Raw genomic sequence first — 19,754 nt, forward strand, 5'->3', positions numbered from 1 at the left:
ATTCTCAGCGGTTTTGTTTTTGGTAATAAATATAATCGAGGGCCGTTCCCTCTTTGCCAAATTGCCGGAGAAACGAGGTAATCTGTCCTCTATGGTAGCTGGCATGATTGACAACGGTAAACAGCATCTCTTCCCGTGTTGAGGAAAAATCGTCTCCACGCATATTTTGGTAATCGAGTGTTTCCTGCCACTGCTCTTCCGACAATGATGCAAAAAACAATTCCATTTCAGCATGCAGCAGCATAAATGCCTCCATCGCTTTTTGGGTTGTTTCCACTTCATAATGCTCAAATGCCGGTTTAGCTACCCCCATCATCCGAAGCAGCCACAGTTTCTCCACTCCGATCACGTGTTCAACTATCGCATGAATCGAAGCAAAAGAATTTGCTCCTTCTTTCTGATACAAGTCCTCGCCCAAGGTTTGAACATGTTCCAAGCAAGCCAGTGTCGCCCATTTATGATAAGAGAACATTTTTTCTTTATCCATTTTTACGCACCTTCCTCTACTTTTATTCACGTTTCAAACCAACGCTGCATCTCTTTCCACCATTTTTTATAGGTGGCCTTGCCCTTTCAAAATTCTTTCTCAATCATGGCATAGTAATAATGGTCTTTCCATTCGCCATTGATATAGAGAAACTCCTTAAGCAAGCCTTCCCGGCGAAATCCGGTTTTTTCCAATACCCGTATAGAGCCTTCATTCTCCGGTGAAACATAGGCTTCCATCCGATGGAGGCGAAGCTCTTCAAAACCGAAAACAGTCATTAGTTTTACCGCTTCTGTTGCAATGCCTTTGCCAATATATGCTTCATCAATGGAATAACCGACCAATGCACTTAAAAAAGGCATGCGCTTGACACTGTAGACGGAAATGTGGCCAATCAGTTTTTTCGTGTCATATTCAAAAATTCCTACACTGTACTCCCGATTTTCTCTCGCCTGGTAGATCGATTCCCGAATTTTTTCCCGCTGAACGGCTGCTGAAAAATAACTGTCCCGGTGACGCGGTTCGTACACAGACCAATAATCCCGGTTGCGCAGCAGCAATTCCATCATCTCTTCTGCATCGTCGACGGTTAAACTGCGCAGGTAACAAGTCTGTCCTTCGAAAAGCAAATTCATATTAGGCCTCAGCAGAAGTCAGCGAAATAAATTCTTCGGCATCCTGCACACATAAAGCGATTCCTTTTTCCCAGAAAGCCTGCTGCGTGATATCTTCGCCCAAATGTTTCATTGCCAAGTCTTCTGCTGACATCACTGCTGTATCACGAAGCAAAGCCAAGTATTTTTCTTCAAAGCCGCTTCCTTCTTCCAATGCTTTTGCATAAACACTCAAAGAGAACAAATAGCCGAACGTATACGGGAAGTTATAAAATGGCACATACGTAATGTAAAAATGCAGTTTAGATGCCCAGAAATGCGGATGCGTTGATGCCAATCCACCAGCAAATCCTTCTGTTTGTGCCTGCTCCATCAATTCATTTAATCGGGATGCCGGAACGACGCCCTTTTTGCGTTCTTCATAGAAACGGGTTTCAAAAAGGAAGCGAGAATGGATGTTCATAAAGAACGCTACATTGCGCTGGACTTTATCTTCCAACAACGCGATTTTTTCTTCCTTGGACTGCGCATTTTTAACAGCCGCATCTGCCACAATCATTTCAGCGAATGTCGACGCGGTTTCAGCTACGTTCATCGCGTATGACCGGTTCAAGGAGTGGACAGGGCGCAACGCATACGTATGGAATGCATGCCCGAGTTCATGCGCCAAGGTAGCCACATTGGACATAGATCCGCTGTAAGTCATGAAAATGCGTGATTCTTCACTTAACGGCAAGCCGGTGCAAAATCCGCCTGGGCGTTTATTTGGACGGTCTTCCGCTTCGATCCAGCCTTTTTCAAATGCCTGCTGTGCAAATTGCTCCAGTTCAGGGCCGAATTTGCCAAACTGTTTGAGTATGAATTCCGCGCCTTCCTGATAAGAAAATTGCTGCGTGCTTTCAGTTACCGGTGCATCTACGTCATACCAATCAAGTCCATCTTTTCCAAGCAGTTTGCCTTTTTGATCCAAATAATCGACGAAAGGCTGTTTGTTGCTGCTGATGGCTCCCCACATGGCGTCCAGTGTTTCCTGCTTCATGCGGTTGATATGCAATGGCTCCTGCAGCGGGTTGTCCCATCCGCGCTTTTTATAAGTCTCCAAGCGGAAACCGGCTATGGAATTTAACGTCTTGGCAAAAAACTCTTCTTTATCCGTCCAAGCCTCCTCCAATTTCTCGTAGGATTCCTTGCGTACCGCTGCATCTTTATGGGAGCTTAAGTTATTTGCCTGCCCCACTGATAACGATTTGGACTCGCCGTCGACGCTGACAGTGACATTGATTTCTCCGACCAGCATATCGTATAGCTGGCTCCAGCTATGGTAGCCATCAACGCCTAAAGCCGTAATCAAACTTTCTTCCTTTTCAGACAGCAGCATTTTTGCTTCTTCGCGCCATTCGTTCAAGATAAAGGTGAATTCACGCAAGGATTCTTCTTTGAGCAGCTCTGTCCATGCCCCATCTTCTGTTTTCGACAGGTCCTGCTGGATTTTTTGGAACGAGTTTTGAAAACGTGCCGACAGAGAAGACGCTTCACTTTCCAAAATCCCGGCTTTTTTATCTTGCGTATTCTGTGCCATCAGACAGCCTATAAATGCACCGGATTGGCTAAGGTGCCGCATCACACCGCTCATTTGTTCAAGCAAGTCAGCTACTTTTTGAGCATCTTCTTTTGCAGCCGGCACTTTGAAGTTGTGGACCAGTTCTTCAAACGCTGAAAGCTTTGTTACTGCTTCGTTCATATGTAGCCGCAATTCCTGTGATTCGCTGCCTCCTGGAAAAAGCGTATCCAAATCCCATACTTCCGGATAGTTAACTGTCATGATTCTGCCTCCTGGTAAACTAAATTTTCTAAAAACGCTCCTTTAGTATATCATTTTTCTTTTCGAAACCGGAACAATATTCCACTTCGCATAAAACACTTCACCTTATCGCCATTTTTAGGAAATTTTTTGGAAAAGGATATTTGTTGATTGAAACTGCTACCGTTATACTAAAAAGAAGGAGGGATTTCGCATGATTCGTATTTTGCTTATGACAATCGCTTTTATCGCAGTAATTGTCATGAATACTTTAGCAAACACCATGCCGCTGAATGGCCAAACCACAGGCGAAATTTCTAACCGGCTTCTTGTGCTGTTCACTCCCGCCGGTTATGTATTTTCAATTTGGTCCATCATTTATCTTTTGCTGGCTGTTTGGATCATTGCATTCTGGGTGCGCTTAAGAAAGGGACAGACCCCCTCAACCAAGATTGCCTTATTTTTCATTTTAAGCTGCGTCTTTAATATCAGCTGGCTGCTGTTGTGGCATTATGAATTTTTTGCCTGGTCAATCGCCGCTATGCTTGGCTACCTGTTAGCCTTGATTGCGCTTTATCTGCAATACAGCAATTCGGAGAGAACATTTACGGAACGGCTGCCAATTTCAGTGAACATGGGCTGGATCAGTGTCGCAACCATTGCCAATATCAGTTTTGTTCTGACTTATTATAATTGGAACGGCTGGGGACTCAGTGACCAGCTATGGACAGTGATTATGCTGACAGTGGCGACTGCGCTTGCACTGCATATCCGTTTCCATCACTTTGACATTCCTTTTGCACTGGTCTTTATCTGGGCATTTATCGGAATTGCCGTCAAGCACGGTACGAGTGAAATGCTGGTAACCACAGCCTCTATTTTCTTAAGCGGCGTCATATTAACCGGTATTTTATTAATCAAGAAAAAAGCTGCACCGGCAGTTCAATAAACTGTGGACTACTCGATTAAAACGAGTGGAACCGCAGTTTTTTTATGCGGTAAAACTTTAGTTATGAAATGAAAAACAAAAAAGATCCGGCTGGATAAACCGGATCTTTTTTGTCTGTTTATGGAATTTGTTATTTATCCAGCTTTGTCAGTAGGATAGGTTCGCCTTTTGTAACGAGAACGGTATGTTCGATCTGCGCCACCAAAGATTGGTCCGGTGTGATGAATGTCCAGCCGTCACCTGATTCTATAATATGCTCTGCCTTCTGTGAGATAAACGGCTCTACTGCCAGCACCATGCCTTCTTTCAGGATGGTCGTCTCCCACGCATCATAATAATTTAAAATGTGCTGAGGGGCTTCATGCAGTGATTTGCCGATGCCATGCCCGGTCAGATTCTTGATGACGAACAAGCCTTGTTCTTTTGCTTCACGTTCCACAGCTTTGCCGATTTGGTTGAGTTTGGCGCCGGCTTTGACTTTTGTCATCGCGCGGTCAAAGGCTGAAGCAGCCGCTTCACAGATTTTTTCTTTATCCGCATGCCCTTCCCCAACAACAAATGAGATGCCTGTGTCAGAGAAAAATCCTTCGTAGGAGCCAGAAACATCGATATTCACAATATCGCCATCCTGAATCACGCGGTCACCCGGAATGCCATGGGCCACTTCTTCATTGACGCTGATGCATGTGAATCCCGGAAAATCATATTCTGATTTTGGACCGGAGACGCCGCCCAACTCTTCAAACAGTTTGCCGCCCAAGTCGTCAATTTCCTTCGTAGTAACGCCCGCTTTGGTTGCGGCTTTCATCGCTTCGCGAATTTCAGCCACCATTTGGCCGGCTTTTTTTAACATTTCGATATCTTTTTCATTAGTTGCTATCATCAATGACCCTTCTTTCAAGCTTTTCTATTCAAGAATTATACCACAAAATTAAATCACTGGCTCTCAGTCCGGTTCAACTAATCTCCGGAAACGGACAGAGAAAAGAAGGCTGCCAAAAGGACAGCCTCCCAAATTTTAAGCTTCTGCATCGACCAATTTTGGAGCGGCCGCAAAAAGCGCAGCACAGACAAAAGCCGCCAGCAAAAATACCGGAATCATATAAGTGGCATTGTATATCACCGAATAGATAACCACATTGCCTTCAGCAAACATGCCGAAGAACAAGATCCCTGTCACAACGTGAACTAGATAGCGGAGAGCTGAAGCAATCAGTACCCCCAGCACAATCACCAGAAGCATCTTCCCTGTTTGCTTGGCTTGCGCATGCTGCAAGTATTTTGTGCGCATGACACCTGCCAGCCCCACTACTCCATATGCCAATAGATAGTCCAGCAACACCTGCATGACGACAAATCCAAACGACAGCGGCGTTACAGAGATAAACCCGGAAACGATCTGCAGCAGCCCTACAAGAATACCTGTCAGTACTCCTGCACCGACTCCTCTTCTGAATGCGATCAATACAATTGGAATCATCACCAGGCTGACAGATCCGCCTTGGGGCATCCGGAACGAAATGAAATCCAGGACAAATCCAAGAGCGGCGAAAATGGCGATTTCCATCATTAACAAAACTTTTTTATTTCTCATGACTTCCTCCTTAATGTGTTATGCACATCACCAGAAGGGCCGTGAATAAAACCATATTAAAAACGGCGCCAGGACAGAGCCTGGCGCCGTTGTAAGGGCCGGTTTCCATCCACATCCCTGCGCAAGTGTTAACTTACAGGTTCAAAGGGTAAGAACAATTTGTTCACTCTCAGCAAAAGCTCCCCTTGTGGTGTATACAGATATTTGACTTTCACCTGTATTGTACACAACCCTTCCCTTTAATGCAAGGCTGTTTTAAGATAGTCTGACAGGGTAAAGAGTTCAGTAGTAAAGCTATTTGAAAGGTGGTGGAGGCAGCCGGGAGTTTGGGCTTGCCGAAAAAATGATTGAACTGTTAAAGGAACTGATTAAAATTCAAAGTGATACAAAAGAAGGGGCCAATGAAGCTCTTCTTTTTTGTGCAGACTGGTTAAAGGAAAAAGGCGAAACCGTTACGATTCATGACAATAATGGCTATCAAATGCTGACAGCCACTAAAGGGCAAGGCAATGAGACCATTATTTGGAATGGCCATGTAGACGTGGTCCCGGGCCACAAAGAGCAGTTTGTTCCCGTTGAAGAACAGGACCGCATTTACGGACGCGGCTCCGCAGACATGAAAGCGGGTGTGGCAGCGATGATGCAAGCCTTTATCGAGCTCGATAATTCCAACCTGAACCGCATTGTCCAACTGCACATCGTCACCGATGAGGAAATTGGGGGCCGCAACACATCCAAATGGCTGGTTGAACAAGGTTATCATGGCGACTTTGTCATTTGCGGCGAACCGACGGGATTAAAAGTCGGTCTGCAGTCCAAAGGCATTCTGCGGATGGACATGACATTCAAAGGCAAGCCTGCTCACGGCAGCCGGCCATGGGAAGGCATCAATGCGATTGAATCGGCGATGAAGTTCCATATGGCAATTGCAGACCTGCCTTTCCGGAAAGAATCAACGGAATATTACGAGCATCCCTCCGTCAACTTGCCTATCATTAAAGCAGGAGAACGCTACAACGTCGTTCCGGAAATTTGTGAAATGTCTTACGATATCCGCTTTATGCCAGGCCAGGATAAAGATGAGATAGTTCGCCAGCTGGTTGACTTGGCCGACAAATTGGATGTCGATATGGAGTACAAAGCTTCCGGCTCCACACCTGCCCTTACCACAACTAAAGAAAACCCGTATATTCAAAGCTTGCAAAAAGCGATTTTGGACACGACTCAGCAAGAACCTGTTTTATTCGGCCAGCACGGTGCTGCAGATACCCGCTATTATGCGGCGGTAACTGGCGGCGAAGGTGCAATAGAATTTGGTCCGAGCGGAGATGATTGGCATGGCAATGCTGAATATGTCTTGATATCAAGTGTCCACTCATACAAGGACATCCTGCTGGCACATGCACAATCTGCTTAAAAAGGTTTGCATCCTGTGGAATTCGGGAAAGTAACATATACTAACCCCTATGAATGGAGAGATTTAAATGGCAATTGGAAGACTACTGAAATCAGCGATAAAATACGGTCCGATCGCATACCCGATCATCCGTAAAGTATTGAATAAAAGAAAACAAGGCAAAGCTGGACAATCAGCTCCACAACAGCCTGATACGCGTGGCAGAAAACGCTAAAAATAAAAAACGTTCCGGCATACCTATGCCGGAACGTTTTTTTATGGATTAAGACTCCAATTCATTGATCATAAGACGGGCGCTTCCGCTTTTCTTATTGTCCAGACTTCAGCGCCCAGCTCTTTGGGTCATAAGCCAACCCTGGTGTCCAGTTGCAGTGCCTAGCTCTTCGGGTGTAAGCCACTCTGGCTATGCGGCTGAATACACGCCGCTTCGCCAGATCGTCTTACACCTGTCAGAGCTGAACAGGCACTTTCACTTTTCGTGTTGTGCGGCAAAGTACGCCGCTTCGCCAGCGCGTCTTATGCTTGGCAGAGCTACACGGGCGCTTCCGCTTTTCTAGATATAAGGCATTGCTTCGCGCAGCGCAAAGTAGCCGGTTGGGCTGTCGCTAGAAGGCCGCTGTGCTGTTTCTTCGGCATCATTACTCTCAGAAGCCTCTTGCTCATCCTGGTCCTGTGCTTCCATGATTTCCTCGAAAGACAATGGATTCGGAGGCGGCAGTTCAAAATCCTCCACCGTCCAGCCTTCCTGGTATTCAGTGAAAAATGCATTGGCCATCGCCTGATAACCGGCTGTGTTCGGATGGACATCAGCTGGATTCGGAACTTTATCCACAGCATTCGAACCAAATGATTGGTCAACCGATACAAAAACAGCCCCTGCCTTTTCAGCCGATCGCTGAAGAATTTTATTAAGCCGATCAAGCTGTTTAGCAGTCCCATTTTTTTGGTTTTCTCGAACGTGCGGATAAGCAAAGTAATAACCCATCACGTAAACAGTTGCATCGGGAGATTGTTCAGCAAGCTCTGCCAGAATCAAGTCCATGTTCTTTCTTGCCTCGTTTAGTGCAAAGTCTACCTGGACCTGCTGGAAAACCAAAGAACCCTGCGCTGAATCATTCTGCACCAGTCGCAGTAAATCATTGGCCCCAGCTGATACAGTGATGAGATTGGCTGAAGACAGAACTTCCTGCGCTTCGTCACTTTGAATGCTTTCTAATACATCCGTAGTGGTAAAGCCCGGAAATGCCAGGTTTTTCGAATAAAACGCAACAGGCTGATTGCGCGACAGCTCCTGTGCAATCAAATCCGCGTAACCGGCATCTATTTGGCGGTCAGGTGTCTGCCCCGCTGCGAGCGAGTCACCGATGGCGATATAAGCTGCTGGAATTTGAAGCTCTGCCTGTGCAGCAACTGTTCCGCTGAATAACAGAAATCCTGTCATTGCCGCAATCCAATACTTCTTCATTTCAATCACCTCTTAGAATGCCCAGTTTCCGTTGCGGAAGATGGGCTCTTTTGAACCTTCTGCTGTAATGCCGTCAATATCCATCTTGTCGCTGCCAATCATGAAATCTTCATGGACAATTGAGGTATTCAAGCCAATGGCTGCCAGTTGTTTGCGCTCTAAATCGCGTGCCCCTTCGTAGCAGGTCGGATAAGAATCCCCGATTGCCAAATGATTCGAAGCATTTTCATCGAATAGGGTATTGTAGAACAGTATGTTCGAATCAGAAATTGGCGAATGGTCCGGTACCAGTGCCACTTCTCCCAAATAAGCCGCCCCCTCATCCGTATTGATCATTTCGCTGAGCAGCTCTTGGCCAGTTTCCGCTTTTGCATCAACAATTTTTCCTTTTTCAAAAGTCAGCGTAAAGCCATCAATAACATTCCCTTGGTAAACCAAAGGCTTTGTGTTGCGGACCGTGCCGTCCACTCCATGTTTTAACGGAACGGTATAAACTTCCTCTGTTGGCATATTGGCAATAAACGGATTGCCTTGAGGCGTTTTTGACGCGCCTGACATCCAAATATGCTTATTTGGCAGCTCAATGGTCAGATCTGTTCCTGGTGCGCTGTAGTGCAATTTCACGTAGCGTTTGTTGTTTAATTGACTAGCCCGCTGCTCCAATAAAGCGATGTGGTTTTTCCAGGCCTCGACTGCATCTCCTTCGCCAATGCGGACTGTTTTAAAAATGGCTTGCCAAAGTGCATCCATTTGTTTTTCAGCTGATAAATCCGGAAAGACTTTTTGCGCCCACTTCGGCGATGGGATGGCTACAATCGACCATGCAATTTTATCTGTTCCCACTGCCTGGCGGTATCGTTCTAATGCTTTTCCGGCAGACTTTTGCGAATCAGACAGTCGTTTCGCCGGAATACCAGTTAACAAATCTGGATCTTCCGCATCAATCCATAGGAAAGAACCGCCTGTATTGATCACTTCATCACGCTGGACGACAGACCATTCCGGATATTCCTTGAACGCATCTTCCGGCGCCAATTCAAAATGTGTCCGTGTCAGGACTGGATCTTCGTAGTTGACCTGGACTCGTTTGGCGCCTGCTTCATAAGCTTTTTTGACGACAATCCGTGTAAATTCCAGCGTATCGGTCGTAGTATTGATCACGACCAATTGCCCTTTTTGAACATTTAACCCTATAGAAACTGTCAAATCGGCATATTGTTCAAGCTTTTCTTGGAAATTCATCGTTTATTCCCCTTTGCCGCGATGGTTTTGCTGGAACCTTCTATCAGCTTTCCGCCATGGATTACTTTCTGGACAGGTTTGGAAGGCAGTTCTTTTGTGAACTTCTTATAATGGCGTTCATCGGAATATGCCAAGAGTGTCAGCACTTCGCCGTCTGCTCCGGCTCGTCCCGTTCTGCCAGAGCGATGCAAATACTGCTCGACCGTTTGCGGAACATCGACATGGATGACATGCGTCACTTGGTCAATATCCAATCCGCGCGCCGCTACTTCTGTCGCAATCAACACAGCCACTTCGCCTTTTCGGAAAGCATCCAATGCTTTTTTGCGTTCATCTTTTTTCATTTCGGAATGCAGGGTGACAATTTTCGCATCACGGAATTTTAATTTATTTTCCTTCATCAGCAATTGATCCAGGTTATTGACGAATGCCAATCCCTTCATGCCCGGGATATGCGAAATGCTGCGCAGCATTTCGGTCTTGTCGCGTTCATCCACTTTGATAAATGAATGCGTCACTTTGCCGAACATCGGCAGATCCTCCGCAGTTACCTGCAGGCGTGTCGGATGCTGCATCAAACGTTCCGCCACCAACTCGATTTCTTCAGTGATCGTAGCTGACACCAAGACCAATTGACGGTCGTGTTGGGTTTTTTCAATCAAGTCTTTCATAATGCCGCGGTGTTCACGCGCCATCAACTGATCGCCTTCATCCAATACCAAAATCCGGATTTCGTGCATTTTCAGCTTTTTCGTTTTCACCAATTCATTTAGACGTCCGGGTGTACCTACAACAATGGTCGGTTTTTTCTTGAGCGTATCCAATTGGCGCTGAATGTTTGCACCGCCAATCAATTGCGTCACACTTACGTCTGTTCCTTCTGTCCACTCACGCAATACATTGACGATCTGCATCGACAGCTCCTGGGACGGAGCTACAATCATTGCTTGAATTGCCTTTTTTTCAGGGTTGACCCGCTGCAATATTGGCAGAACATATGCCAAAGTCTTGCCCGATCCCGTTGGAGATTCTGCAACGATATCATTGCCTGCCAGCATCTCTGGAATCATCTGTTCCTGAATTGGCATTGCCGCTTCAAATCCAGCCTTTTCCCATTTTTCTTGCCACAATGGGTTTAATTCATTTATAAAAGTCATTTGCGATTCCACCTTTTTTTCAATGCTTTTAGTGTACCATATTAGCTGTTTTAACGCCTTTTTTGGCATGTAAAAAGCCAGCCTGTTTAGGGGCTGGCCTTTTGGATTATTCAGTTGCTTCTTGTTGTCTATAAATGATCTCTTTCTCTGTTTCAGTTACCGGACGTACCGGTTTTTTAATAAAGAAAGCCAGGATCAATGCTACTAACGCTATAAACGTCGAGACGAAAAAGGCAAAGTTGATGCCGTCAAGCATGGCGATGTTCATGATGCTTTCAGGAGCAACCCCTTCTGCTGCCAATGTTTGTGCTGTGGAATCCGTACGTGTGTTCATGATAGTGATGAGAAAAGCAGATCCAACAGCACCAGCTACTTGCTGCAATGTATTGTTGATTGCCGTTCCATGTGGATAAGATTTTATCGGCAACGTGTTCAAGCCGTTCGTCATAACCGGCATCATCACCATCGAAATGCCGAACATCCGCAATGTGTACATCAGCATGATGCTGATGTAGCTGGAATCCAAGCTTAATTGGCTGAACATATACGTCGTGATCACGACAATGGCCAAACCAGGTATGGCCAGCACTTTAGCGCCAAACCGGTCGAACAGCCGTCCGGTAATCGGAGACATAAAGCCCATAGCCAAAGCGCCGGGCAGCATCAATAATCCCGAGTCGATTGGCGATATGCCTTTAATGGTCTGAATATAGATTGGCATCAGGATCATTGCCGAGAACATCGACATGGATAACGCAATTGAGATTGCTGATGACAAAGCGAACATCGGGTATTTGTAAATTCGGATTTCCAATAAAGGTTCATCCAGTTTCAATTGGCGGAAGCCGAAAACAATCAGTGAAATAATACCGATCGCAATGGTCACCACAACTACCGGATCGGTCCAGCCCAGGGTCCCGGCTGAACTAAATCCATACAATACACCCCCGAAACCTAAACTTGAGAGTGCCAGTGAAGCTTTATCAAGCGATATTTCCCTGTTCTGGAATGTTAAATTCTTTAATTTGAAAATCCCTAAAGCAAGCGGCACCAAAGCAACCGGCAAGACAATCCAGAAAAGCACTCGCCATGAGTAATGCTCTACAATAAATCCGGACAGTGTCGGCCCGATTGCAGGCGCAACAACCATGACCAATCCGAATACGCCCATCGCAGATCCGCGTTTTTCAACTGGAAAAGCAGCCAGCATGACATTCATCAATAATGGCATCATCAATGCTGCACCGGCAGCTTGAATCATTCTGCCCACTAGCAGGATGCTGAATACAGGCGCTACTGCCGCCAATAATGTTCCGAGCGCAAACAGCGACATCGCGACTATAAAAATTGAACGGTTCGAATAGCGCTGAATGAAAAAAGCACTGGCCGGAATCAAAATCCCGTTGACCAGCATATATCCTGTCACGAGCCATTGCGCCGTAGAAGCGTCGATATTCAAGTCCAGCATGATTTCAGGCAGCGCAATGTTTAATAAGGTCTGATTAAAGATGGCTACGAATGCGCCGGTAAAGAGAATGGCAATGATGCCATAAGGTGTTTTTTTCTGTTCTTTCATATTAATACTTCCTCCGTAAATGGTACTCTATATTTTTTCTGTTTCTCCATTTCATTATTCTATACCTGCTGTATATTTATTTCAAGTATTTCGTAATGACTATTTCAAAACATTGATATGAAAGTGTTTTCAAGTTATAATAAAAATAGACTAACGGTATAAAGGTGAGGTAAATGAATCCTAAAAAACAACAGATCCTAAATGCAGCTTATGATCTTTTCATCAATAAAGGCTATAACTCTTCCTCCATTCAGGACATTCTGGACGGAGCCAAAGTTTCAAAAGGAACGTTTTACAATTATTTCGGATCCAAATCGGAATGCCTCATGGCAATCATGGAATCCATTGGCAGTGAAATCCGGCAGCGGCGGATGGCAGCAGCAGTCGGAATGTCTGCAAATGATCCGGAGGTGTTGGCAGAACAGCTGTACATCCGCATTAAGCTGAACCTTGAAAAAAACCTTTTTGCGCTATATGAAAGCATTTTCTATTCACAGGATCCGGAATTAAAATCCTTTTCTGTCAAACAGTACTCACTCGAAATGGAATGGATTTCTTCACGAATCGTTGATGTTTTCGGCAAAGAAGCAGCGCCCTATGCATTGGAAAATGCGGCATTCGTCCACGGTTATGTCCAACAGCTTATTCACTTGTGGCGTCTTGTTTCTGTCGATAATTTGCCGGCAGATAAACTTTCTTCTTTCGTTATCCGCCGACTGCAGGCGACCATCGCTCTTCAAATAGCCGCAAAAGATACTTTTTTTGGCAATCTGAAACTGCCGCTTGCCGCTTCAGCTGACGATGTCACTTTAGAAGAGCTCGCTCCCTTGCTGGAACAGTATGCCCAAAAGCTAAAAGACCAAGACAACATAAAACAGCTCGCGCAATTTCTTGCAGCAGAGCTGGCAGCGGAAACTCCTCGAAAAGCATTGATTGAAAGTGTTCTCACTACGCTTGCCAATGATAACCGGATTGAATCTGAGCTGTCGATTATGATTGAACAGATTTGGAAGCATTTAGCTGACATTGCATAAAAAAGAGCGAAGCCTCAATGGCTTCGCTCTTTTTTATGGTTTGCGCCGTCCTTTGACAGCTTGTTCGAATGCATAGGCATATTCGATCAACGACGGCTCGGTAAACGCCAGGCCTGAAAATGTGAGGCCAAAAGGCTCACCCTTTTCACAATATCCAAATGGCACGGTAATCGATGGGAACCCGGCGGATGCACCGATATTGCAGCCATAATCCTGTGGCAGTACCAAAGCGTCTACTCCAATTGTTTTTAACACTTTCTTCATCCCCGGCTCTGCAGCTAAAAAGCGGTTGCGTTCAAGTGCTTCCACGTATTCCCGCTCTGTCAGCATGCCCGTCATGCCATTCGCTTGCTCCAGCATATTTTGACCATACTTCAGCATTTTTTCCGGGTGTTTATTATTAAATGCGATGACATCCTCTATGGAACGGATCGGCTGGTTCGGATTGGACTTTGCCAAATAGGCGTTAAGGTTTGCCTTGAACTCATGCTGCAGCACCGCAAATCCCAAATCTTCCTGCTCAACACCTAAATCGATCCCATCAATAATTTCCGCACCATTGGCGTGCAGTGCTTCCAGTGCCTTTTCAAATATCACGGCCTGTTCATCGTTGATTTTTTTGAATAACCCTCTTGCTACTCCTAGCTTCGCACCTTGCAGACCATCTTTTTTCAGGTGCTGCTTCCAGTTATAGTCTTCGAACGGTGCTGCAAAAGTTGTAATGGGGTCTTCCGGGTCGCAACCGACAATGATCTCAAAAAGAGCCACAGCATCAGCAACGGTTCGTGCCAAAGGCCCCGGCACATCCTGCGTGTGTGACAGTGGAATGATTCCTGTCCTGCTGGCCATGCCGACTGTAGGTTTAATGCCGACCAAACTGTTTTGCGCGGCGGGATTAATAATCGATCCGGAGGTTTCCGTTCCGATTGCTCCCGCTGCCAAATTCGAAGCAACGGCAGCTGCCGAACCAGAACTCGAACCGCCAACATCAAAATCACCAAAAGGATTTTTTACTTGCCCGCCTCTGGAGCTATAGCCATTGGTCATTTTATCCGACATGAAGTTGGCCCACTCCGTCATATTGGTTTTCCCCAAAATTACAGCACCTCCCTGGCGCAGCTTTTCTGCCACTTTGGCATCACACAGTGCATAGTGGTCCTTCATTGCAAGAGATCCCGCACTTGTATGCATCTTATCCCCAGTATCTATATTGTCCTTCAGCAAGATTGGAATGCCATGAAGCCTTGACCGCGGACCGGTTTGGCGGCGTTCAAAGTCAAGCGCCTGCGCAATCAATAAAGCATCTGGATTCAACTCAAGTACAGCGTGTGTATGTTGGTCACGCAATGAGATATTTTCTTTATACATCAGCACCAGTTCTTCGGAAGTCAAATTGCCTTGGTCCATCTCTTCCTGCATATCAGCTATTGTCATTTCGTCGAGTCGCTCAAGGCGATACTCTTCCAACTTTTTATTGTGCATGGTTTTCCCTCCCATTCAATATAAGCCATTGAAAAAAGCCGGAGTCAGCCGGCTTGGTTAGTATCTGTATAGGTTTTCATTAATTCATAAAGTGAAGTTTCATATAGTTGGCGCCCATTTATCTTAAATACGTTCTGTTCAACCAATCCTTGTATGATGGTTTCACGTTTATCTGTAAACTTTGATTCGGGTATGTGTTCCATTGATCCGTTCTCTCCTTCAAGAAGTATTCCCTTTTCTTTACCCTGTAGGCTGTTCAGTTAAAACCCTCATTTGATCAAAATGGCACTTATTAACCGGAAATAGTAAAACAACCCGATCAGCATGGATCACTGATCGGGTTGTTGCATTATGCCAGCTCCAGCCAAGCCACCGCTTCACAATGCGTGGATTGCGGGAACATATCAACGGGCTGCACTTCTTTCGTGCGATAGCCGCCGTCTTCGAGTAGGCGCAAATCACGCGCCAAGGTTGCCGGGTTGCAAGACACATAAACCACACGCGTCGGGCGCTGCTTGAGGATGGTCCGCAGCAATTGTTCGTCACAGCCTTTTCTTGGAGGATCGACGACCAATACGTCAGCTTTCTTGCCTTCTTTATACCAGCGAGGTATGACCTGTTCAGCCGGACCCGCCTCGAACAGCGTATTGGATAAGCCATTCAGCTCTGCATTGCGCTTTGCATCTTCTATAGCCTGCGGGACAATTTCGACCCCCATGACAAATTTAGCACGCTGGGCGAGAAACAGAGAAATTGTTCCGATGCCGCAATATGCATCGATTACGGTTTCATTGCCGGTCAACTGAGCATATTGGAGCGCTTGACCATATAAGACTTCTGTCTGTTCGGGATTGATCTGATAAAAAGAACGGGCGGATATTTCAAAACGGACATCCCCGATTTGGTCTTCTATCACGTCTTTGCCCCATAGCGTCAAAGTCTCATCACCAAAAATGACATTGGTTTTTTCACTGTTGATGTTCTGGACAATCGATGTCACTTCCGGCACGGTCGCTTGTATCAACTCAATCGCCCGCGCTGCCTGCGAAAATTTCTTTTTCTTAGTCACCAGGACTACCATAATTTCTCCGGTCGCCCGGGCTTTCCGAACAACTACATGGCGCAGCATTCCCCGGTGCGTCGCCTCTTCATAGGGTTCGATCCCGAGTTCAGCCAAATTCTTTTTCAGCGACACCATAATGGCTTCCGCTTCCGGTGTCTGGATTAGACAGATGTCTGTGTCTGCAATGTCATGCGATCTCGGCTGATAAAATCCAGCCACCACTTTGCCATTTTGTGTGCCAAACGGAATCTGGGATTTATTGCGGTAACGCCAAGGATCTTCCATGCCTTTCACCGGATGAACCGGTACGTCCGGCAGCTTGCCGATTCGTGTAATGGCATCGCGCACCAATTTCTGTTTGAACGTCATCTGCCCCTCGTAAGACAGGTGCTGGATCTGGCAGCCGCCGCACGTATCAAATACCGGACAGGGTGCCGTAACCCGAAAAGGTGAGGCCTGCTGTATTTCAATTAGCTTGGCAAAGCCATAGGATTTCAAAGTTTTTAATACATGGACCAAAACATCTTCTCCCGGCAAAGCTCCCGGGATGAACAGCGGATAGCCGTCTACTTTTGCTACACCTGCACCGTCATGCGTCAAGTCTTCTACGTGGACCATAATCCGGTCATTTTTATTTACTGGTTTCAAAAAGTTCACTCCATTTCACATCTACTTATCATACAACAAAAAAACGCGGCAGGCAAAAGCCTGCACGCGCTCTTAGTCCCGGTCTTTCGTAACCGGACCGTCTTTTAGTGAGAACCAGAAACCAAAAATGATGGCTCCAAACAAAACTAAAAATGGTGCGTAAAATATCATGAAATCCTGCATAAATAATGCCTCCTCTATGCGTGGTAATCCGATTTGCCTTCGATGTAATCTTTATCAAACAAGAACAGACGGAACAATAAGTAAAGCGATGGCAGCAACAGGCAAAGCCCTGCGATAAACGCAATGATCAATGCGATTGCCATGGATTCGTTTGTAAAGCTGTCATAGATCGTCAAATACGGATACAGCAAATACGGATAATGCGACGCCCCATATGCGAAAAATGCGGTAAAGAACTGCCCCATCAACAAAATGAAAGCCCAGCCGTAATGGCGTTTTTTCCAGATCAGGTAGACCGTTCCGGCAAACAGCAGGAACGATACAGCAAATACCCACCATAAGTCGAGAATGCGCGCGAAATGCTCAGGGTTGTGGCCGCGCAGTTCGTATATGATCCCGGTGGCTGTAATAATGGCAGGAGCCGCCCAAACCAGCGCATATTTGCGCATCAAATCAGTGGCTTTGGCATCACCGGCTTTTGAGGAATACCATGTCAAAAACACAGCTGAAATATACAGGACTGCCGTTAAGCTCAGGACCACAATACTCCACATCAACGGGCTGGTGAACAGCGCCCAGTAATCCAGATAAGGCTGGCCGTTCTCCATTTGGATAAAGCCGCCTTCTGACATAGCCAGCACCGGCGACAATGCAGCCGGCAGCAACAGTCCAGACAAGCCGTACATATAAATATAGCCTCTATGATTGATTTTAGCTCCGTAGGTCGCAAACGCGTAATAAGAACCGCGGATTGCCAACAGGATCAGCGCCAGACTGGCTGGAACCAACAAAGTCGTGCCGTAGTAAAAAGCGGTTTGCGGGAAAAATCCAATGATCCCGACAAAGAAAAATACAAAGAACACGTTGGTGACTTCCCAGACCGGCGACAAATAACGCTGGATGACCCCTGTCAAAATGTGCTGCTTGCCGACAAAAGAGCTGTAGGCATTAAAGAAGCCGGCGCCGAAATCGATTGACGCCACAATGACATACAGATATAGAAACAGCCACAGAACGGATATGCCAACAATTTCTAATGTCATTCTTCTTCACCGCCTTTGGCATTTTCACGTGCTGCCAACTCTTTTTCAACCGGATTGCGTTTGTACATCCGGGTTAAGACGACAGCTGTACCAATACCGAGAATAATATACAGACCAGCAAACAACACAATCATCAGATCTACGTTTCCGCTGGTAGTTGCTCCTTCACTTACCCTCATATGGCCTCTGAGAATCCAAGGCTGGCGTCCCACTTCCGTGAACCACCATCCTGCCTCAATGGCGATGAGCGCCAATGGCCCTCCCGCCACTGTGAGCCAGCGGAACCATCTTGTCCGGATGAACGACCAATTGCGGAAAGCGGCAACGACATAGACAAAGGAGAAGAATGCCAGCCACATGCCGATGGTGACCATCGTATCAAAAAGATAATGGATCCACAGCGGCGGCCTTTCATCTTCTGGGAATTCATTGAGCCCGGTAACTTCAGCAAACGGATTGCTGTGCGCCAAAATACTCAGCGCATAAGGAATTCGGATGGCATACTTTACTTCTTCGCCGTCTAAAATTCCGAACATGACCAAACCTGCATCTTCTTCTGTTTCAAAATGCCACTCAGCAGCAGCCAGTTTTTCCGGCTGGTATTCTGCAAGATACTTACCGGAGAAATCTCCGATTAAGGCTGTCGCAATGGCAAACACCAGTCCCAATTTCATTGTCAGGAATAAAGCTTTCTTATGGTAAATATGGTTCGAGCCGCCCAACATGCGCAGCGCTGCAATGGATGCCAGCACAAAAGCGCTGGTCATGAATGCTGTGGCCATAACGTGCGCCACTTTGGTCGGCACTGCCGGACTGAACATAGCCAAGAGCGGGCTGACATTGACCATTTCGCCATTCAGTATTTCAAAGCCCTGCGGCTGGTTCATAAAGGCGTTGACGATGGTGATGAATACGGATGACGCGGCTGCACCCAGTGCAACCGGAATAAGCAACAGAAAATGCTTCCGCTGATCTTCAAAACGATCCCATGTGTAAAGATAAATCCCCAGGAAGATGGCTTCGAAGAAAAATGCGAAAACTTCCATAAACAACGGCAAAGCAATGACATTACCGGCCAATTGCATAAAGTTCGGCCATAGCAATGACAACTGCAAGCCGATCGCTGTACCGGTTACAACACCTACTGCAACCGTAATAACAAATCCTCTGGCCCAACGGCGAGCCAGCAAAATATAATGATCATCTTTTTTCTTAATACCCACCCACTGGGCAATCATAATCATGAGAGGGACACCTACGCCGATCGTTGCATAAAGAATATGGAATGATAAAGTCAATAACGTTAGAATGCGACTCAGAAAAGCCGGATCTTGAAATTCCAATCTATTCGTCTCCTTTTTTGAAGCGTGTGATTTACTGCAACTCTTGTTCTTATTGTACATCAAACCCACTTTCCAAAACGCTTCCCAAGCCTTGCTTTTATACCAAACTTTGAATAAGCTGTGACAGTGTTAAAGGAAAAAGAATTGAAATTTTTCTCAATTTTTAGTATTCTGTATAGAATAAAGAAAAAGGGTGAGGCATCATGAGAACAAAACGGAAAGTATTTGCGTATATTACAAGAGGCGAAGAGGAAAATCGTGAACTGCTTGTATTCGAGTACAAAGGTGAACCGGAAGTTGGCCTGCAAGTACCCGGTGGGACGATTGAAGACGACGAGCTGTTAATCGATGCTTTGTACAGAGAGGTTAAAGAAGAAACAGGATTGCCCCGCGAAGTAATCGATTTTGTCGGCAAAATCCACAAGTACACGTATTATCCGGAACATCAGGACAAAGCTTATGAACGGAACATTTTTCATTTTGAATACACAGGTGATCCGATCGAACAGTTTGAACACACCATCGCAAGCCAAGGCCGTGATAATGGCCTTACACTGCTGTTCCGATGGGAACCGATTAAAAATCTGCCGCAGCTGGCAGAAGAGCAAGATACAGCAATCGAACTTCTTTAAGCATGAAGGCAATAGGATCTGTCC

Annotated in this window: 20 protein-coding genes and 1 riboswitch; of the genes, 5 read left to right on the plus strand and 15 right to left on the minus strand. The window is 46.0% G+C overall.

The window, feature by feature from the left end:
• Window positions 1–4: 4 nt before the first annotated feature.
• From QOZ98_RS17075 to QOZ98_RS17085, 3 genes are all read right to left on the minus strand, one after another.
• Entirely contained in the window at window positions 5–487 is a 483-nt protein-coding gene (locus QOZ98_RS17075) for a DinB family protein (RefSeq protein WP_308788508.1), read from the minus strand.
• A gap of 86 nt (window positions 488–573) precedes the next feature.
• Complete coding sequence (locus QOZ98_RS17080) at window positions 574–1,122, minus strand: GNAT family N-acetyltransferase (RefSeq protein WP_308788509.1); 549 nt, start codon at window positions 1,120–1,122, stop codon at window positions 574–576.
• A gap of 1 nt (window position 1,123) precedes the next feature.
• Entirely contained in the window at window positions 1,124–2,923 is a 1,800-nt protein-coding gene (locus tag QOZ98_RS17085) for a M3 family oligoendopeptidase (RefSeq protein ID WP_308788510.1), read from the minus strand.
• A gap of 193 nt (window positions 2,924–3,116) precedes the next feature.
• On the opposite strand from QOZ98_RS17085, the gene QOZ98_RS17090 reads away from it, so the two are divergent.
• Entirely contained in the window at window positions 3,117–3,851 is a 735-nt protein-coding gene (locus QOZ98_RS17090) for a tryptophan-rich sensory protein (RefSeq protein WP_308788511.1), read from the plus strand.
• 130 nt (window positions 3,852–3,981) lie between these two features.
• On the opposite strand, the gene map is transcribed toward QOZ98_RS17090, so the two are convergent.
• Both map and thiT read right to left on the minus strand, forming a co-directional pair.
• The gene (gene map / locus QOZ98_RS17095; protein ID WP_142829855.1) at window positions 3,982–4,734 is read right to left on the minus strand and encodes a type I methionyl aminopeptidase; all 753 of its coding nucleotides are present in this window, start codon (window positions 4,732–4,734) and stop codon (window positions 3,982–3,984) included.
• 135 nt (window positions 4,735–4,869) lie between these two features.
• Entirely contained in the window at window positions 4,870–5,445 is a 576-nt protein-coding gene (gene thiT, locus QOZ98_RS17100) for an energy-coupled thiamine transporter ThiT (RefSeq protein ID WP_308788512.1), read from the minus strand.
• Window positions 5,446–5,542: 97 nt separating this feature from the next.
• A riboswitch (TPP riboswitch) is annotated at window positions 5,543–5,641 on the minus strand.
• Window positions 5,642–5,788: 147 nt separating this feature from the next.
• On the opposite strand from thiT, the gene QOZ98_RS17105 reads away from it, so the two are divergent.
• Together QOZ98_RS17105 and QOZ98_RS17110 are read left to right on the plus strand one after the other, a co-directional pair.
• Window positions 5,789–6,862 carry a M20 family metallopeptidase gene (locus QOZ98_RS17105; RefSeq protein WP_308788545.1) on the plus strand — a complete coding sequence of 358 codons (1,074 nt, stop codon included), beginning with the start codon at window positions 5,789–5,791 and terminating at the stop codon, window positions 6,860–6,862.
• A gap of 67 nt (window positions 6,863–6,929) precedes the next feature.
• Complete coding sequence (locus QOZ98_RS17110) at window positions 6,930–7,076, plus strand: hypothetical protein (RefSeq protein ID WP_185960110.1); 147 nt, start codon at window positions 6,930–6,932, stop codon at window positions 7,074–7,076.
• A 339-nt stretch (window positions 7,077–7,415) separates the two neighbouring features.
• Here the strand turns inward: QOZ98_RS17110 and QOZ98_RS17115 are convergent, their stop codons facing one another.
• From QOZ98_RS17115 to QOZ98_RS17130, 4 genes are all read right to left on the minus strand, one after another.
• Window positions 7,416–8,327, minus strand: a complete 912-nt coding sequence (locus QOZ98_RS17115) for an SGNH/GDSL hydrolase family protein (RefSeq protein WP_308788513.1) — start codon at window positions 8,325–8,327, stop codon at window positions 7,416–7,418.
• 12 nt (window positions 8,328–8,339) lie between these two features.
• Entirely contained in the window at window positions 8,340–9,569 is a 1,230-nt protein-coding gene (locus QOZ98_RS17120) for an aminopeptidase (protein WP_308788514.1), read from the minus strand.
• A complete protein-coding gene (locus QOZ98_RS17125; RefSeq protein WP_308788515.1) occupies window positions 9,566–10,726 on the minus strand; it encodes a DEAD/DEAH box helicase in 1,161 nt (386 codons plus the stop codon). The genes QOZ98_RS17120 and QOZ98_RS17125 overlap by 4 nt, the downstream gene beginning before the upstream one ends.
• A gap of 106 nt (window positions 10,727–10,832) precedes the next feature.
• The gene (locus tag QOZ98_RS17130) at window positions 10,833–12,302 is read right to left on the minus strand and encodes an MDR family MFS transporter (RefSeq protein ID WP_308788516.1); all 1,470 of its coding nucleotides are present in this window, start codon (window positions 12,300–12,302) and stop codon (window positions 10,833–10,835) included.
• A gap of 173 nt (window positions 12,303–12,475) precedes the next feature.
• Here QOZ98_RS17130 and QOZ98_RS17135 point away from each other — a divergent pair, with 173 nt between their 5' ends.
• Window positions 12,476–13,336 (plus strand): TetR/AcrR family transcriptional regulator, encoded by an 861-nt coding sequence (locus QOZ98_RS17135; RefSeq protein ID WP_308788517.1) that lies wholly within the window; start codon window positions 12,476–12,478, stop codon window positions 13,334–13,336.
• 33 nt (window positions 13,337–13,369) lie between these two features.
• On the opposite strand, the gene QOZ98_RS17140 is transcribed toward QOZ98_RS17135, so the two are convergent.
• The 6 genes from QOZ98_RS17140 to QOZ98_RS17160 all read right to left on the minus strand — a co-directional run bounded on the left by QOZ98_RS17140 (window position 13,370) and on the right by QOZ98_RS17160 (window position 19,098).
• A complete protein-coding gene (locus QOZ98_RS17140; protein ID WP_308788518.1) occupies window positions 13,370–14,818 on the minus strand; it encodes an amidase family protein in 1,449 nt (482 codons plus the stop codon).
• A gap of 44 nt (window positions 14,819–14,862) precedes the next feature.
• Complete coding sequence (fbpA, locus tag QOZ98_RS17145; protein WP_308788519.1) at window positions 14,863–15,021, minus strand: Fur-regulated basic protein FbpA; 159 nt, start codon at window positions 15,019–15,021, stop codon at window positions 14,863–14,865.
• A gap of 146 nt (window positions 15,022–15,167) precedes the next feature.
• A complete protein-coding gene (gene rlmD / locus QOZ98_RS17150) occupies window positions 15,168–16,529 on the minus strand; it encodes a 23S rRNA (uracil(1939)-C(5))-methyltransferase RlmD (protein ID WP_308788520.1) in 1,362 nt (453 codons plus the stop codon).
• A 72-nt stretch (window positions 16,530–16,601) separates the two neighbouring features.
• Window positions 16,602–16,712, minus strand: a complete 111-nt coding sequence (gene cydS, locus QOZ98_RS18930) for a cytochrome bd oxidase small subunit CydS (protein ID WP_407676716.1) — start codon at window positions 16,710–16,712, stop codon at window positions 16,602–16,604.
• Window positions 16,713–16,726: 14 nt separating this feature from the next.
• Complete coding sequence (locus tag QOZ98_RS17155; protein ID WP_308788521.1) at window positions 16,727–17,755, minus strand: cytochrome d ubiquinol oxidase subunit II; 1,029 nt, start codon at window positions 17,753–17,755, stop codon at window positions 16,727–16,729.
• Entirely contained in the window at window positions 17,752–19,098 is a 1,347-nt protein-coding gene (locus QOZ98_RS17160; RefSeq protein WP_142829879.1) for a cytochrome ubiquinol oxidase subunit I, read from the minus strand. Before QOZ98_RS17160 ends, QOZ98_RS17155 begins: the two co-directional genes overlap by 4 nt.
• 203 nt (window positions 19,099–19,301) lie before the next feature.
• Between QOZ98_RS17160 and QOZ98_RS17165 the strand changes: the two genes are divergently transcribed.
• Window positions 19,302–19,730: an NUDIX hydrolase gene (locus QOZ98_RS17165; protein WP_308788522.1), complete on the plus strand. Its 429-nt coding sequence runs from the start codon at window positions 19,302–19,304 to the stop codon at window positions 19,728–19,730.
• Window positions 19,731–19,754: the final 24 nt, after the last annotated feature.

It is taken from the genome of Planomicrobium stackebrandtii, from assembly GCF_030814955.1.
Taxonomy (GTDB): domain Bacteria; phylum Bacillota; class Bacilli; order Bacillales_A; family Planococcaceae; genus Planococcus; species Planococcus stackebrandtii.

Coding starts and splice junctions, on each gene's coding strand:
- fbpA (WP_308788519.1), bottom strand. CDS start 15,021: ATGGAACACATACCCGAATCAAAGTTTACAGATAAACGTGAAACCATC.
- QOZ98_RS17140 (WP_308788518.1), bottom strand. CDS start 14,818: ATGCACAATAAAAAGTTGGAAGAGTATCGCCTTGAGCGACTCGACGAA.
- QOZ98_RS17155 (WP_308788521.1), bottom strand. CDS start 17,755: ATGACATTAGAAATTGTTGGCATATCCGTTCTGTGGCTGTTTCTATAT.
- QOZ98_RS17085 (WP_308788510.1), bottom strand. CDS start 2,923: ATGACAGTTAACTATCCGGAAGTATGGGATTTGGATACGCTTTTTCCA.
- QOZ98_RS17110 (WP_185960110.1), top strand. CDS start 6,930: ATGGCAATTGGAAGACTACTGAAATCAGCGATAAAATACGGTCCGATC.
- QOZ98_RS17125 (WP_308788515.1), bottom strand. CDS start 10,726: ATGACTTTTATAAATGAATTAAACCCATTGTGGCAAGAAAAATGGGAA.
- thiT (WP_308788512.1), bottom strand. CDS start 5,445: ATGAGAAATAAAAAAGTTTTGTTAATGATGGAAATCGCCATTTTCGCC.
- QOZ98_RS17135 (WP_308788517.1), top strand. CDS start 12,476: ATGAATCCTAAAAAACAACAGATCCTAAATGCAGCTTATGATCTTTTC.
- QOZ98_RS17120 (WP_308788514.1), bottom strand. CDS start 9,569: ATGAATTTCCAAGAAAAGCTTGAACAATATGCCGATTTGACAGTTTCT.
- map (WP_142829855.1), bottom strand. CDS start 4,734: ATGATAGCAACTAATGAAAAAGATATCGAAATGTTAAAAAAAGCCGGC.
- QOZ98_RS17090 (WP_308788511.1), top strand. CDS start 3,117: ATGATTCGTATTTTGCTTATGACAATCGCTTTTATCGCAGTAATTGTC.
- QOZ98_RS17115 (WP_308788513.1), bottom strand. CDS start 8,327: ATGAAGAAGTATTGGATTGCGGCAATGACAGGATTTCTGTTATTCAGC.
- QOZ98_RS17105 (WP_308788545.1), top strand. CDS start 5,789: ATGATTGAACTGTTAAAGGAACTGATTAAAATTCAAAGTGATACAAAA.
- QOZ98_RS17165 (WP_308788522.1), top strand. CDS start 19,302: ATGAGAACAAAACGGAAAGTATTTGCGTATATTACAAGAGGCGAAGAG.
- cydS (WP_407676716.1), bottom strand. CDS start 16,712: ATGCAGGATTTCATGATATTTTACGCACCATTTTTAGTTTTGTTTGGA.
- QOZ98_RS17130 (WP_308788516.1), bottom strand. CDS start 12,302: ATGAAAGAACAGAAAAAAACACCTTATGGCATCATTGCCATTCTCTTT.
- QOZ98_RS17080 (WP_308788509.1), bottom strand. CDS start 1,122: ATGAATTTGCTTTTCGAAGGACAGACTTGTTACCTGCGCAGTTTAACC.
- QOZ98_RS17075 (WP_308788508.1), bottom strand. CDS start 487: ATGGATAAAGAAAAAATGTTCTCTTATCATAAATGGGCGACACTGGCT.